The organism is Enterobacter sp. 301B (assembly GCF_003850715.1).
Lineage (GTDB): Bacteria > Pseudomonadota > Gammaproteobacteria > Enterobacterales > Enterobacteriaceae > Enterobacter > Enterobacter intestinihominis.
Genome location: NZ_PQTC01000006.1, coordinates 158,909 through 171,842 on the forward strand (window position 1 = coordinate 158,909; position 12,934 = coordinate 171,842).

General features: G+C 56.1%; 15 protein-coding genes. 6 read left to right on the forward strand and 9 right to left on the reverse strand.

The window, feature by feature from the left end:
* Nucleotides 1–101 precede the first annotated feature (101 nt).
* A complete protein-coding gene (nhaB, locus tag C3451_RS09105; RefSeq protein WP_023306467.1) occupies nucleotides 102–1,640 on the forward strand; it encodes a Na(+)/H(+) antiporter NhaB in 1,539 nt (512 codons plus the stop codon).
* Nucleotides 1,641–1,686: 46 nt separating this feature from the next.
* Entirely contained in the window at nucleotides 1,687–2,217 is a 531-nt protein-coding gene (dsbB, locus tag C3451_RS09110; RefSeq protein WP_032622423.1) for a disulfide bond formation protein DsbB, read from the forward strand.
* A gap of 99 nt (nucleotides 2,218–2,316) precedes the next feature.
* Here the strand turns inward: dsbB and C3451_RS09115 are convergent, their stop codons facing one another.
* The 3 genes from C3451_RS09115 to C3451_RS09125 form a co-directional block, all read right to left on the reverse strand.
* Nucleotides 2,317–2,757 (reverse strand): YcgN family cysteine cluster protein, encoded by a 441-nt coding sequence (locus C3451_RS09115; RefSeq protein ID WP_022648432.1) that lies wholly within the window; start codon nucleotides 2,755–2,757, stop codon nucleotides 2,317–2,319.
* 93 nt (nucleotides 2,758–2,850) lie between these two features.
* Nucleotides 2,851–3,510: a fumarylacetoacetate hydrolase family protein gene (locus tag C3451_RS09120; RefSeq protein ID WP_022648433.1), complete on the reverse strand. Its 660-nt coding sequence runs from the start codon at nucleotides 3,508–3,510 to the stop codon at nucleotides 2,851–2,853.
* Between the two features lie 47 nt (nucleotides 3,511–3,557).
* Complete coding sequence (locus C3451_RS09125; RefSeq protein WP_006810982.1) at nucleotides 3,558–3,833, reverse strand: YcgL domain-containing protein; 276 nt, start codon at nucleotides 3,831–3,833, stop codon at nucleotides 3,558–3,560.
* Between the two features lie 123 nt (nucleotides 3,834–3,956).
* Between C3451_RS09125 and minC the strand changes: the two genes are divergently transcribed.
* The 3 genes from minC to minE are packed head-to-tail and all read left to right on the forward strand — an operon-like array spanning nucleotide 3,957 to nucleotide 5,769.
* A complete protein-coding gene (gene minC, locus C3451_RS09130) occupies nucleotides 3,957–4,664 on the forward strand; it encodes a septum site-determining protein MinC (RefSeq protein ID WP_023300345.1) in 708 nt (235 codons plus the stop codon).
* 22 nt (nucleotides 4,665–4,686) lie between these two features.
* Nucleotides 4,687–5,499, forward strand: coding sequence for a septum site-determining protein MinD (minD, locus tag C3451_RS09135; protein ID WP_003859938.1), 813 nt, complete (start codon nucleotides 4,687–4,689; stop codon nucleotides 5,497–5,499).
* Between the two features lie 3 nt (nucleotides 5,500–5,502).
* Complete coding sequence (minE, locus tag C3451_RS09140; protein ID WP_003859937.1) at nucleotides 5,503–5,769, forward strand: cell division topological specificity factor MinE; 267 nt, start codon at nucleotides 5,503–5,505, stop codon at nucleotides 5,767–5,769.
* An 86-nt stretch (nucleotides 5,770–5,855) separates the two neighbouring features.
* Here the strand turns inward: minE and rnd are convergent, their stop codons facing one another.
* From rnd to C3451_RS09165, 5 genes are all read right to left on the reverse strand, one after another.
* Nucleotides 5,856–6,971 (reverse strand): ribonuclease D, encoded by a 1,116-nt coding sequence (gene rnd, locus C3451_RS09145; RefSeq protein ID WP_123059168.1) that lies wholly within the window; start codon nucleotides 6,969–6,971, stop codon nucleotides 5,856–5,858.
* Between the two features lie 83 nt (nucleotides 6,972–7,054).
* Nucleotides 7,055–8,740: a long-chain-fatty-acid--CoA ligase FadD gene (gene fadD / locus C3451_RS09150; protein WP_074134606.1), complete on the reverse strand. Its 1,686-nt coding sequence runs from the start codon at nucleotides 8,738–8,740 to the stop codon at nucleotides 7,055–7,057.
* 203 nt (nucleotides 8,741–8,943) lie between these two features.
* Nucleotides 8,944–9,525 carry a Slp family lipoprotein gene (locus tag C3451_RS09155; protein ID WP_023300347.1) on the reverse strand — a complete coding sequence of 194 codons (582 nt, stop codon included), beginning with the start codon at nucleotides 9,523–9,525 and terminating at the stop codon, nucleotides 8,944–8,946.
* 37 nt (nucleotides 9,526–9,562) lie between these two features.
* Nucleotides 9,563–10,258 (reverse strand): tRNA (adenosine(37)-N6)-threonylcarbamoyltransferase complex dimerization subunit type 1 TsaB, encoded by a 696-nt coding sequence (tsaB, locus tag C3451_RS09160; RefSeq protein ID WP_023300348.1) that lies wholly within the window; start codon nucleotides 10,256–10,258, stop codon nucleotides 9,563–9,565.
* Between the two features lie 66 nt (nucleotides 10,259–10,324).
* Nucleotides 10,325–12,235 carry an ATP-dependent DNA helicase gene (locus tag C3451_RS09165; RefSeq protein WP_023300349.1) on the reverse strand — a complete coding sequence of 637 codons (1,911 nt, stop codon included), beginning with the start codon at nucleotides 12,233–12,235 and terminating at the stop codon, nucleotides 10,325–10,327.
* A 133-nt stretch (nucleotides 12,236–12,368) separates the two neighbouring features.
* Here C3451_RS09165 and C3451_RS09170 point away from each other — a divergent pair, with 133 nt between their 5' ends.
* Nucleotides 12,369–12,713 (forward strand): RidA family protein, encoded by a 345-nt coding sequence (locus tag C3451_RS09170; protein ID WP_022648440.1) that lies wholly within the window; start codon nucleotides 12,369–12,371, stop codon nucleotides 12,711–12,713.
* A 6-nt stretch (nucleotides 12,714–12,719) separates the two neighbouring features.
* Here the strand turns inward: C3451_RS09170 and C3451_RS09175 are convergent, their stop codons facing one another.
* Nucleotides 12,720–12,899, reverse strand: coding sequence for a YoaH family protein (locus C3451_RS09175; protein ID WP_022648441.1), 180 nt, complete (start codon nucleotides 12,897–12,899; stop codon nucleotides 12,720–12,722).
* Nucleotides 12,900–12,934: the final 35 nt, after the last annotated feature.

The window sequence follows — 12,934 nt, forward strand, 5'->3', positions numbered from 1 at the left end:
TCATTTTTATGAAATTTACAAAATGGCTTTATCCCCCTCTCCGCCGCCGTTTTTGCGTATACTGATGTCTTGTCTTATTTGACGGGGAAAGGACGTCTGTCGTGGAAATTTCATTTGGGCGCGCGCTGTGGCGCAACTTTTTAGGTCAGTCACCTGACTGGTACAAACTCACTCTACTGGTATTCCTGGTCGTTAATCCCGTTATCTTTTTGCTGGATCCCTTCGTTGCCGGGTGGATGTTGGTCGCCGAGTTTATCTTTACCCTGGCGATGGCATTGAAGTGCTATCCGCTGTTGCCCGGCGGGCTGCTGGCGCTGGAAGCCGTGATCATTGGAATGACCAGCGCGGAGCATGTTAAAAACGAGATTGCGTCGAATCTTGAAGTCCTGCTACTGCTGATCTTCATGGTGGCGGGGATCTACTTTATGAAGCAGCTTCTGCTGTTTATCTTCACCCGTCTGCTGCTGAGCATTCCGTCGAAAACGCTGCTCTCGCTGGCGTTTTGCCTCGCCGCGGCTTTCCTCTCTGCCTTCCTGGATGCGCTGACGGTTGTGGCGGTGGTGATCAGCGTCGCCGTCGGCTTTTACGGTATTTACCACCGGGTCGCTTCGTCTCGTCCTGGCGATAACTTGCAGGACGACAGCCACGTTGAGGCGCACAACCGCGATGTGCTCGAGCAGTTCCGCGCGTTTCTGCGCAGCCTGATGATGCATGCGGGCGTGGGGACGGCGCTGGGGGGCGTGATGACAATGGTCGGAGAGCCGCAAAACCTGATTATCGCCAAAGCGGCTGAGTGGCATTTTGGCGAATTTTTCCTGCGCATGGCGCCGGTCAGCGTGCCCGTTTTGATCTGCGGCTTAGCGACCTGCGTGCTGGTCGAAAAATTCAACCTTTTTGGGTATGGCGCGAAGTTGCCCGATCAGGTCCGTCAGGAGCTGCATAAGTTTGACGAGCAGAGCCGCAAACAACGCACGCGCCAGGAGACGCTGCGCCTGATTGCACAGGGCATCATCGGCGTGTGGCTTATCGCTGCGCTGGCCTTCCACCTTGCCGAGGTGGGGCTGATTGGTCTGTCGGTAATTATTCTGGCAACCAGCCTGAGCGGCGTCACGGACGAACATGCTATCGGAAAAGCCTTTACCGAAGCGCTGCCGTTTACCGCCCTGCTGGCGGTTTTTTTCGCCGTCGTGGCGGTGATTATTGACCAACATCTGTTCGCGCCAATCATCGCGTTTGTGCTTCAGGCCACGCCAGATTCGCAGCTAACGCTGTTCTATTTGTTTAACGGTCTGTTGTCTTCTATATCCGATAACGTCTTTGTCGGGACGGTATACATCAATGAGGCTAAAGCCGCGATGGAGCAAGGGATTGTCAGCAGTGAACAGTTCGAGCTGCTGGCGGTGGCGATCAACACTGGAACCAACCTCCCCTCCGTGGCAACCCCGAACGGTCAGGCGGCCTTCCTCTTTCTGCTGACCTCGGCGCTGGCGCCACTCATACGACTTTCTTATGGAAGAATGGTCTGGATGGCGCTGCCGTACACGCTGGTGCTTACCCTTGTTGGTTTGCTGTGCATCAAAATTACTCTCGTTCCCTGTACGCAATGGTTGTTGCAAGCAGGTATACTTGCGGCGCATTAAAATTCGTTTACACTGCGCTGTCTAAGCATGTTCCAGGGAAATGATTATGTTGCGATTTTTGAACCAGTGCTCACGCGGTCGCGGAGCGTGGTTGTTGATGGCCCTGACCGCCTTTGCGCTGGAAATGGTCGCGCTGTGGTTTCAGCATGTGATGGGGCTGAAACCTTGCGTCCTGTGTATTTATGAGCGTTGTGCGCTGTTCGGCATTATGGGCGCGGGTCTGGTAGGTGCGATTGCACCTAAAACACCGTTACGCTATGCCGCAATTGCCATCTGGCTGTACAGCGCCGGGAAAGGGATTGCGCTTGCCTGGGAGCACACCCAGATGCAGCTTCACCCGTCGCCGTTTATGACCTGCGACTTTGCGGCCCGCTTCCCGAGCTGGCTGCCGCTGGATAAATGGCTGCCGCAGGTGTTTGTGGCCTCCGGTGACTGCTCTGTACGCCAGTGGGAGTTTCTGACGCTGGAGATGCCGCAGTGGCTGGTGGGCATTTTTGTCGCCTACTTCGTGGTAGCGCTGCTGGTGCTGATTGCCCAGCCGTTCAAGCCAAAGAAACGCGATCTTTTTGGAAGGTAAAAGCAAAACGGCAACGTCAGTTTTGTAGGTCGGGTAAGCGCAGCACCACTCGACAAAATTGCGCACAATAAAAAACCCGCCTCGGCGGGTTTTTTATTATCACCGATTAGGGTGATTCATAATGTGGTCTTCCCAGTCCTGCACCTCGGACTCTTTCACCGCAATGTGGCGCACGGAAATACGCTCGCCGTGCATCGCCGCTTTCGACCCCGTCAACAGCGGATGCCATGTGGGCAGATCTTTACCTTCCGCCAGCAGGCGATACGCGCAGGTATGCGGCAGCCACTCAAAGGTCGGCAGATTTTCACGGGTTAACTTGATGCAGTCCGGCTCATAGTCGAAACGGCGCTCGTAGTTGCGGCACTGGCAGGTTTTGATGTTTAACTGCTTGCAGGCTACGTTGGTGAAATAGATCTCATCCGAATCTTCATCCATCAGCTTATGCAGGCAGCACTGCCCACAGCCGTCACACAACGATTCCCACTCCGCGTCGGTCATGTCGTCGAGAGTTTTGCTTTGCCAGAAAGGAATGTCGTTCATCGGGATGTCCACACGTCAAAATAGAGCGCACCTTATAACGAGTCTGGCACGTTGATGCAAGTTTTGCCGCCCTTTTCAGGCGGCAAGGTGCTTTTACAGCACGCGGGTTTTCAGCGACAGGCCGTTAAAACTGACGTCCAGCTCGTCGCCACTGTGCAGCGGCCCCACACCTTCCGGAGTGCCGGTAAGGATCACGTCGCCGGGTTTCAGGGTGAAGAAGCGGCTCATGTAGGCAATCAGCGGAACGATCTTATGGATCATGTCAGCGGTCGTCCCCTGCTGGCGGATCTCGCCGTTGACCTTCAGGCTGAGGGGCGTATTCTGCGGATCGTCGGTAAATTCACTCACCGGAACGAAACCGGAAATCGGGCATGAATTGTCAAAGCCCTTGGCTTTTTCCCACGGCTGCCCCGCTTTCTTCATTTTGCTCTGGACGTCGCGCAGGGTCAGGTCGAGCGCGACACCGTAACCCGCAATCGCTTTCTCTACATGCTCTTCGGTCGCCTGGCGCAGCGTCGCGCCGATCAGCACCGCCAGCTCCACTTCATGATGCACCGAGCCCAGCCCCTGCGGCAGAACCAGCGGCTGGCGAATATCGCACAGTGCGGTTTCTGGCTTAATAAACAGAACCGGCTCATCCGGCACGGCGCTGCCCATCTCCTGAATATGTTTTGCATAGTTGCTGCCCACGCAGATCACTTTGCTTACGGGATAATCCAGTAATGCACCTTGCCAGTTATGATGTTGATACATGGTCGACCCCTAATCGGTTGATGAGTTGTTCCCGGAATGACCCGGGCTTATTTCTTTCCGCTCACCTCAAGATGCTGTTTTAATAAATTCTCCGGTGGCGGCGGAAGCTGTAAATAATAGCCCTGCTCGGTTAACGCCTTTTTGACTTTCTCCAGATCGGCGTTCACCAGCTTCTTACGGCCGTCCAGCGGCAGCAGCATCGCCAGTTGCGGTCGGCCAAAGCTTTTCATTAATTCCTCAGGCACGCGGGAAAAATCGTCTTTCTTTTCGACATAAAGGTAGGTCTGGTCGCGGCTGGTACTTCTGTAGATCACACAAAACATGTTTTTACTCTGAATTAATGGGTGGTTGCTTGCCTCAATATACTCCTGACTATAACATGCCTGATACTCTTCGGAATATCGCGGCGATGTGTTGCGGTTAATAGCAAATTGAGTAAGGCCAGGATGTCAAATACGCCCATCGAGCTTAAAGGCAGTAGCTTCACCTTATCAGTGGTTCATTTGCATGATGCAAAACCCGAGGTTATTCGTCAGGCGTTAGAAGACAAAATCGCGCAGGCTCCCGCTTTTCTTAAGCATGCTCCTGTTGTCGTCAATGTAAGCGACCTTGAGGGGCCGGTTAACTGGAAGCGACTCCAGCAGGCCGTCGTCTCCACGGGGTTGCGCATCGTGGGTATAAGCGGCTGTAAAGACGCAGAGTTAAAAGCCGAAATTGAACGCGCGGGTTTGCCCTTGTTAAACGAGGGTAGAGAAAAATCCCCGCGCGCAACGCCTGCAACCGTTCCCGCTCCCCCGCCTTCGGCGCAAAATGTAGCCCCAGTCACAAAAACGCGATTGATTGATCTGCCGGTTCGTTCCGGTCAGCGCATTTATGCGCCAAACTGTGATCTGATTGTTACAAGCCACGTCAGTGCGGGCGCAGAACTGATTGCAGACGGCAATATTCACGTTTACGGTATGATGCGTGGGCGTGCGCTTGCGGGCGCCAGCGGCGATCGAGAAGCACAAATTTTTTGTACTCACCTGACGGCAGAACTGGTGTCTATCGCAGGTGAATATTGGCTGAGCGATAAAATCCCAGCCGAATTTTATGGCAAAGCGGCTCGTCTGCAGCTGGCAGATAACGCTTTGACCGTTCAACCGTTAAATTGATCCCTTTTAACAAGGAATTTCTATGGCACGCATTATTGTTGTGACTTCGGGTAAAGGAGGCGTTGGCAAGACCACCTCCAGCGCGGCCATCGCTACTGGTTTGGCCCAGAAGGGAAAGAAAACCGTCGTAATCGACTTCGATATCGGTCTGCGTAACCTGGACCTGATCATGGGTTGCGAGCGTCGCGTGGTGTATGACTTCGTGAACGTCATTCAGGGCGATGCCACGCTTAACCAGGCGCTAATTAAAGATAAGCGTACCGAGAACCTCTACATTCTCCCGGCGTCCCAGACCCGTGATAAAGACGCGCTGACCCGTGAAGGCGTGGAAAAGGTGCTCGACGATCTGAAAAAGATGGAGTTCGACTTCGTGGTCTGCGACTCCCCGGCCGGTATCGAAACCGGCGCGCTGATGGCGCTCTACTTCGCGGATGAAGCCATCATCACTACTAACCCGGAAGTCTCGTCAGTACGTGACTCCGACCGTATTCTCGGCATTCTGGCCTCGAAATCTCGTCGCGCGGAAAATGGCCAGGAGCCGATCAAAGAGCACCTTCTGCTGACCCGCTACAACCCGGGTCGGGTGAACAAAGGTGACATGCTGAGCATGGAAGACGTGCTGGAGATCCTGCGCATCAAACTGGTTGGCGTGATCCCGGAAGATCAGTCCGTATTGCGCGCCTCTAACCAGGGTGAGCCCGTGATCCTGGATACACAGGCAGACGCGGGTAAAGCGTATGCGGATACCGTTGACCGTCTGCTGGGAGAAGAACGTCCTTTCCGCTTCATTGAAGAAGAGAAGAAAGGTTTCCTCAAACGCCTGTTCGGAGGATAAGTTATGGCATTACTGGACTTTTTTCTCTCGCGGAAAAAAAGCACCGCCAACATCGCAAAAGAACGTCTGCAAATCATTGTGGCGGAACGTCGTCGTAGCGACGCCGAACCGCACTACCTGCCGCAGCTGCGCAAAGACATTCTGGAAGTGATCTGCAAATACGTGCAGATTGACCCGGAAATGGTCACCGTTCAGCTGGAGCAAAAAGACGGGGATATTTCGATTCTGGAGCTGAACGTGACGCTTCCGGAAGCGGAAGAGTCGCGTTAATCCGTTTGTGGTTTTGTAGGCCGGGCAAGCATCGTACCGCCCGGCAATTTCCCCGGTGGCGCGACGCTTACCGGGGCTACAATTCTTTACCGCGGATACCCTTCCAGCAGGGTATTCAGGCGTTCAGCCATCAGTTCCCCCCGCCATCCGGCGACCAGTTCAGGTAAACCATTTTGCGGTTTCAACTTCCAGTGCCAGTTCAGCAGCTGGTTAATCTGACGACGTGAAGCCAGCAGTTCGGCACTCAGTTTGCTTTCCCCCGCCACCGTCTGCACCAGCGCTTTGATATCTTTGAACGCCTTGCGGTAGCCCGGCATATCCATCAGGTTAAGCAGTGGTTCTGGCAGTGCGTCCTCCGGCAGCTGCTGAGCTTTCTCTACCAGCGCGAGCAGCGTTTTACCGTGGAAACGGATCTCACTCCCGGAAAGGCCAATGCTGTCCAGTTCGCCAAGGCTACCCGGCATATAGCGCGCTACCGCCCACAGGTGTTCTTCACGCACCACGAAGTTTACCGCCAGATCGCGCTCACGCGCTTTACGCAGCCGCCAGTCAGCCAGCAGTTGCAGACAGGCCAGTTGACGGGTGCGCAGCTGCCAGGCGTTAGTGATGTCACGCCAGGCCTCTTTCGGATCAACCACTTCCTGACGACGCTGCTGCGTCATGCGGCACTCGTCCAGGGCGGCAGACAGCCAACCGGACGCCTCAGCCTCTTTCATAAGCTGGCCAGCAATCGGCAGCAGGTAGAATACATCTGCCGCGGCGTATTCAAGCTGACGCGCCGTCAGCGGGCGCGCGAGCCAGTCGGTACGCGATTCGCTCTTATCCAGCGTCAGACCGGTGTACTCTTCCACCATCGCCGCGAAGCCCCAGGAGAGCGGACGACCGCTGAACGCCGCGAGGATCTGGGTATCAATCAGCGGCTGCGGCATGATGCCAAAGGTATTGAGAAAGACTTCCAGATCTTCACTGCCGGCGTGCAGATATTTGGTCACGGCGGTATCAAGCAACAGCTCGCGCATTGGCGCCCAGTCGGTAATGCCGAGGGGGTCAATCAACGACACGTGTTTGCCGTCATACATCTGGATCAGGCCCAGCTGCGGGTAGTACGTGCGGGTACGGACAAATTCCGTATCCAGGGCGATAGCGGGGAAATCACGCGTCACCTCGCACAGCGAAGCCAGCTCGTCGTTGGTAGTGATCATCTGGTAATTCAAATCGGACTCTCTTTTGTTTGCGCCCATAAAAAACGCCGGCTTAACCGGCGTCTGGGCGATTAACGTGAAGCTCAGGCCTTATTGTCCACTTTGGCACGGGCTTCGTCACGTAATTCTCGTCGTAATATCTTCCCGACGTTGGATTTCGGCAGCTCATCGCGGAATTCCACCAGCTTCGGCACTTTATAGCCCGTCAGCTGCCGGCGACAAAACGTTATCAGCGCTTCCTCGGTAAGAGAAGGATCTTTCTTGACCACAAATATCTTCACCGCTTCACCACTGCTGCCGGAAGGAACCCCCACCGCTGCCACTTCCAGCACGCCGCTGTGCTGCATCACCACGTCTTCGATTTCGTTCGGATAGACGTTGAAACCGGATACGAGGATCATGTCTTTCTTGCGATCGACGATACGCAGAAAACCTTCGTCATCCATCACCGCGATGTCGCCGGTGTACAGCCAGCCGTCTTTGATGATCTCATCCGTGGCATCTGGGCGCTGCCAGTAGCCCAGCATCACCTGCGGCCCTCTGACGCACAGCTCGCCCGGTTCGCCGTGAGGCACTTCGTTACCCTCATCGTCCACCAGTTTAGCTTCCGTCGACGGGACCGGCAGACCGATACTGCCGCTGTGGTAGTCGATGTCATGCGGGTTGACGCTGACCAGCGGGGCGCACTCCGTCAGACCATAGCCTTCCAGCAGATACTGTCCGGTGAGTTTTACCCAGCGCTCGGCAACCGCCTGCTGAACCGGCATCCCGCCGCCCGCAGAAAGATGCAGCGTGGAGAAATCGAGCTGCTGGAACTCTTTATTGTTAAGCAGCGCGTTAAACAGGGTGTTCACGCCGGTCATGGCGGTGAACGGGTATTTCGCCAGCTCTTTAACCAGCCCCGGAATGTCGCGCGGGTTGGTGATCAATACGTTTTGACCGCCAAGCTCGATAAACAGCAGGCAGTTCATGGTCAGCGCAAAAATGTGATACAGCGGAAGCGCGGTGATCACCAGCTCCTTGCCCGGGTGCAGTAGCGGCCCGTAGGTGGCGTTCACCTGTTCAAGGTTCGCCAGCATGTTACGATGGGTCAGCATCGCCCCTTTAGCCACGCCGGTGGTACCGCCCGTGTATTGCAGGAAAGCCAGATCTTCTGACACGATCTCCGGCTTAACGTACTGCATCCGATAGCCCGCATGCAGCGCGCGGCGGAAAGAGATGGCATCCGGCAGGTGGTATTTCGGCACCAGCCGCTTAACGTATTTCACGACAAAGTTGACCAGCGTACCTTTCGCGGTAGAGAGCTGGTCGCCCATGCGCGTCAGGATGACGTGCTTAACCTGGGTTTTTTCAACGACTTTTTCCAGCGTGTGGGCAAAGTTGGAGACAATCACAATCGCCGCCGCACCGCTGTCATTCAACTGATGTTCCAGCTCGCGTGGGGTATAGAGCGGGTTAACGTTAACCACGATCATCCCCGCCCTGAGGATCCCGAACAGCGCCACCGGGTATTGCAGCAGGTTTGGCATCATCAGCGCGACGCGATCCCCTTTCTGCAAGCCCAACCCTTCCTGTAAATAGGCCGCAAACGCCCGGCTGCGCTCTTCCAGCTTACGGAAAGTCATCACTTCGCCCATATTCACAAATGCGGGCTGGTCAGCGTAGCGCCGTACCGAGTGTTCAAATAATTCAATCAGGGATTGATAACGGTCAGGATTGATCTCCGCAGGGACATCCGCGGGATAACGGTTAAGCCAAACCTTTTTCAATGCATCACCTCTGAAATGAGTGTTCGTCGTCATCACAGCCCCGATAATAAACAGTTTGTTAACATTATATTAACTCAGCGTACCAGTTTATTAATTGTTCAGATTGCAGGTTGCGAAGCGCGTCACTCTTTTTTTTCGTTTTGTCCGTAAAAAAACAGAGACAGCGGCTGAGCCGCTGTCTCTTTCCTAACAATAACAGTAACTTACTCAGTTACAATTGTTTGAACCTGTGCAGGGCCTGGATTGTACCAACCCCAGCCACCGTAGCCGTAACGATACGGATGCGGACCCCACATCCACGGATCGATTGGCTGTGGCGGCATCACCACCTGCTGGGCGATACGCCAGCGTTTATAGCCGTTCACCTGCATGGTCATAAATTTGTATGGCGTATTGCCGATTTTCCCCGCCACCGAACCGGTAATCGGCCCGACGACGGTCACCAGCTGCCCGCGGAAATCTACCGGATCGAGGAAGCCGCTGACGTCAGCGTAGATCCGCCCGCGCGAGGCTTCACCCAGAACAGGCCGTGCGCCGCTGTCCAGTGGAACGGTGGCAATCTCCAGCCGGGTTTTCCCCTGCTGGTTTAGCACTTCAACCACCTTGCCGCCAAAGCGCGCTTCCTGCCCGACATACAGCTCCGGAGCATTCATCACGCGTACCAGATCCTGCTGTGGCGTCGGGCTGGTGCCCTTGATCGCATCAGGAACGGTGACGCACCCGCTCAGTGCTATGGCAACCGCGCCTGCCATAAAAAAGCGTACAACTTTAGTCTGAACCGCCATGATGCGACTCCTTTTTCTCAGTTCCTGTTACTGAGATTCACTCGCGGCCAGGAAGTTTCTTCCATGCGACGGTGTTTCGTAAATAAACCGGCTCGGCGTGTTCAACGGCCACGGTTTTTCCTGCGGCAAGCTGCTGACAGGCAACAGGCAACATATCTTCGGCGGCAGGCAGGAGCATGTTACCATCCACCAGCGTAAGGCCGGTGTCCTTCGCCATCTCAGGCCATGCCGGCCAGCCGGTTCCGACCGTCGCCCACTCACCGGTGAGCTGTTTCAGGCGCTCGGTGACGGCTTCAGGTTTAAGCACGGCTTCCGACTCTTCGCCGTGCCAGACGCCGTTTTCGTCACGGGTGTACTCCGCCCAGTAGACTTCACCCATGCGGGCATCAATCGCGGCCAGCACGCGGCTGGCACCGGTCATGCGCCAGGCACCCTGAGCCATAGTCGCAAGCGTTGAAACGCCGATCATCGGCAGGTCAGCGCCCAGCGCCAGCCCCTGCGCAATGCCAATCCCGATACGTACGCCCGTAAAGCTGCCCGGGCCACGGCCGTAGGCCAGCGCGTCGAGGTCAGTCAGGGCGGTGTTGCCCTCGGTTAAAATGGTTTTTACCAGGGGCAGAATACGTTGGGTGTGTTCCCGTGGGCACTCTTCGAAATGAGCAAAAGTCGTACCGTCGTTCCACAGGGCAACGGAACAGGCCTCTGTCGCGGTATCAATAGCCAGAATTCGCATCAGTCGTCGCGCTCTCGCAATGGTCAGTCACAAAATGGCGCGCATCTTAACACACTCCGGGAAGAATTACTCCGCCGTCGGGTTCGCCAGGAAGCGGACCGCGCGTTTAATATCCCGTGTGCGCGGCGCAGGCGGCAGGCTGGCGAGGAAGGTGGCGCCGTAGGGACGCATCACCAGGCGATTGTCGCAGATCACCAGCACTCCGCGGTCGGTGACGTCGCGTATCAGTCGCCCTACCCCCTGTTTAAGCGTGATAACCGCGTCCGGCAACTGGACGTCGTCGAACGGATCGCCCCCGCGCAGACGGCAGTCCTCCATGCGTGCTTTCAGGAGCGGATCGTCCGGCGATGTGAATGGCAGCTTATCGATAATCACCAGCGAGAGCGTATCGCCGCGCACGTCCACCCCTTCCCAGAAGCTGCTGGTCGCCACCAGCAGGGCATTACCGGCGCTGACAAACTGCTGGAGCAGCTGGCCTTTGCTGGTTTCCCCCTGCAACAGCACCGGCAACGTCATGGTCGCGCGGAACTGCTCGGCCAGATCGCGCATCATGGCGTGAGAGGTGCAGAGCATAAAGCAGCGTCCGTTGTTGGCCTCAATCATCGGCTTTAGCATGGCCGCCAGATGGCGCGCCGCCCCTGGCTGGTTAGGCAGCGGCAGATTGCGTGGCACGCACAGCAGCGCCTGTTTCTCATAGTCGAACGGGCTTGGGAGGAGTAAGGATTCAGCCTGCTCAATGCCGAGACGCTCGGTAAAGTGGTGCAGATCGTCGTTGACCGACAGCGTGGCCGAGGTAAAGACCCAGGTGCCGGGCTTTTGCGCCATCACCTCTTTGAATTTATCGGCAACGGTCAGCGGCGTGAGCGCCAGGGTAAAGTGGCGCGAGGTACATTCATACCAGTAGCTGTAGCCCGGCTGGTTGATCTCTTTCAGCCGCTTCAGCCGCCCACGGTAGAGCGTGGCCCGCTCGAAGGCGGCGTCCAGCAGCGCTGAACGTCCGAGGGACAGCTTCGCCACGTCGTAACAGAGTTCAAGGGCATCATCGAGCAGCAGCAGCGCGCGCTGGATATTTTTGTCCGCGAGCAGTTCGCGCAGGTTGCCGCGATAGCCCGGCTCGCCAAGCTGTAAGCGGAAATCCTGTGCGCACTGCGCCAGGCGGTCCGCGCACTTCTGCAACTGCTGGGTATCTTTGAGCTCGGTGCGATAGGCAATGGTAATATCTTTCGCCAGATCCTGAAGCTGACGGCTGGAGAGCGACTGGCCAAAATACTGGCTGGCGATGTCCGGTAGCTGATGGGCTTCATCGAAGATCATCACCTCCGCCTCCGGGATCAGCTCGCCGAAACCACTGTCCTTGACCACCATATCCGCAAGAAACAGGTGATGGTTCACCACCACCACATCGGCTTCCATCGCCGTTTTACGCGCTTTCACCACAAAGCAGTCTTTATACAGCGGGCAGTCGCTGCCGAGGCAGTTGTCGTTGGTGCTGGTCACCAGCGGCCAGGCCGGGGAGTCTTCCGGCACGCTCGCACAGGTGCTGATGTCCCCCTCCTCCGTCTGGTTGGCCCAGGCGCGCAGGACGATCACATCGCTGAGTGTTTGTACCGGCAGGTCACCGCCCGCCAGTGCCTGCTGTTCGAGACGCTCCAGACACAGATAGTTAGAACGCCCTTTCAGCAAGGCCAGACGCCCTTTGTATTTTAGCGCTTTCGCCACCGTGGGTAAGTCGCGGCTGTAGAGCTGATCCTGGAGCGCTTTTGATCCCGTAGAGATGATCACCTTTTTTTTCGCCCGCAGCGCAGGAGCGAGGTAAGCGTAGGTTTTCCCCGTACCGGTGCCGGCCTCCACAACCAGCGGCTGCGCCTTGTCGATGGCGTGTGCGACGGCATGCGCCATCTGACGTTGGGGTTCGCGCGGTTTAAAACCGGGAATTGCCTGTGCTAACTGACCTTCAGGGGAAAAATCGTCTGCCACGGTGTTCTCTCACTGTATTTTTGCACAGGGATTATGTCAGCCCCTTCTCTCCGGTGCCACCCTAAATAGTGACGACGGCGGAACAATATGGCAGTCTTGCCGCCTGACGATGAAAGATAACGAGGATACGTTTATGACAATTACGCGCATTGATGCCGAAGCCCGCTGGTCTGATGTGGTGATCCACAACCAGACGCTGTACTACACCGGTGTCCCTGCCAATCTGGACGCCGACGCCTTCGAGCAAACCGCTAACACCCTGGCGCAGATCGACGCCGTACTGGAAAAACAGGGCAGCGATAAATCCCGCATTCTGGACGCGACGATTTTCCTGGCGAATAAAGACGACTTCGCGGAGATGAATAAAGCCTGGGATGCGTGGGTAGTGGCGGGTCACGCGCCTGTACGCTGCACCGTACAGGCCACGCTGATGAAACCGGAGTATAAGGTGGAGATTAAGATTATCGCGGCAGTTTAAGCCCGGTTATTCATCTTCATCTTCAAATCGCGCCACTATCCGCTCGCCGGTATGACTGGCGCGAATTTCCTGAGCGACGACGGTGATCGCTTCTCCGCTGCTCATACCCTGGCCCATCAGTTCCTGAATCCGCTCTACCGCTTTCTGCTGTTGGTCATGACTGAGAGAAGGTAAACCTGCAAACATCGTTAACTCCTGCTAAATTATTCGCGCTAATTATT

What these genes read in the sequence shown, in the direction of transcription:
- C3451_RS09155 (WP_023300347.1), bottom strand. Translation starts at nt 9,525, where the DNA reads ATGGCGGTTCAGACTAAAGTTGTACGCTTTTTTATGGCAGGCGCGGTT.
- rnd (WP_123059168.1), bottom strand. Translation starts at nt 6,971, where the DNA reads ATGATCACTACCAACGACGAGCTGGCTTCGCTGTGCGAGGTGACGCGT.
- minC (WP_023300345.1), top strand. Translation starts at nt 3,957, where the DNA reads ATGTCAAATACGCCCATCGAGCTTAAAGGCAGTAGCTTCACCTTATCA.
- C3451_RS09125 (WP_006810982.1), bottom strand. Translation starts at nt 3,833, where the DNA reads ATGTTTTGTGTGATCTACAGAAGTACCAGCCGCGACCAGACCTACCTT.
- C3451_RS09170 (WP_022648440.1), top strand. Translation starts at nt 12,369, where the DNA reads ATGACAATTACGCGCATTGATGCCGAAGCCCGCTGGTCTGATGTGGTG.
- minD (WP_003859938.1), top strand. Translation starts at nt 4,687, where the DNA reads ATGGCACGCATTATTGTTGTGACTTCGGGTAAAGGAGGCGTTGGCAAG.
- minE (WP_003859937.1), top strand. Translation starts at nt 5,503, where the DNA reads ATGGCATTACTGGACTTTTTTCTCTCGCGGAAAAAAAGCACCGCCAAC.
- C3451_RS09120 (WP_022648433.1), bottom strand. Translation starts at nt 3,510, where the DNA reads ATGTATCAACATCATAACTGGCAAGGTGCATTACTGGATTATCCCGTA.
- tsaB (WP_023300348.1), bottom strand. Translation starts at nt 10,258, where the DNA reads ATGCGAATTCTGGCTATTGATACCGCGACAGAGGCCTGTTCCGTTGCC.
- C3451_RS09175 (WP_022648441.1), bottom strand. Translation starts at nt 12,899, where the DNA reads ATGTTTGCAGGTTTACCTTCTCTCAGTCATGACCAACAGCAGAAAGCG.
- C3451_RS09115 (WP_022648432.1), bottom strand. Translation starts at nt 2,757, where the DNA reads ATGAACGACATTCCTTTCTGGCAAAGCAAAACTCTCGACGACATGACC.
- dsbB (WP_032622423.1), top strand. Translation starts at nt 1,687, where the DNA reads ATGTTGCGATTTTTGAACCAGTGCTCACGCGGTCGCGGAGCGTGGTTG.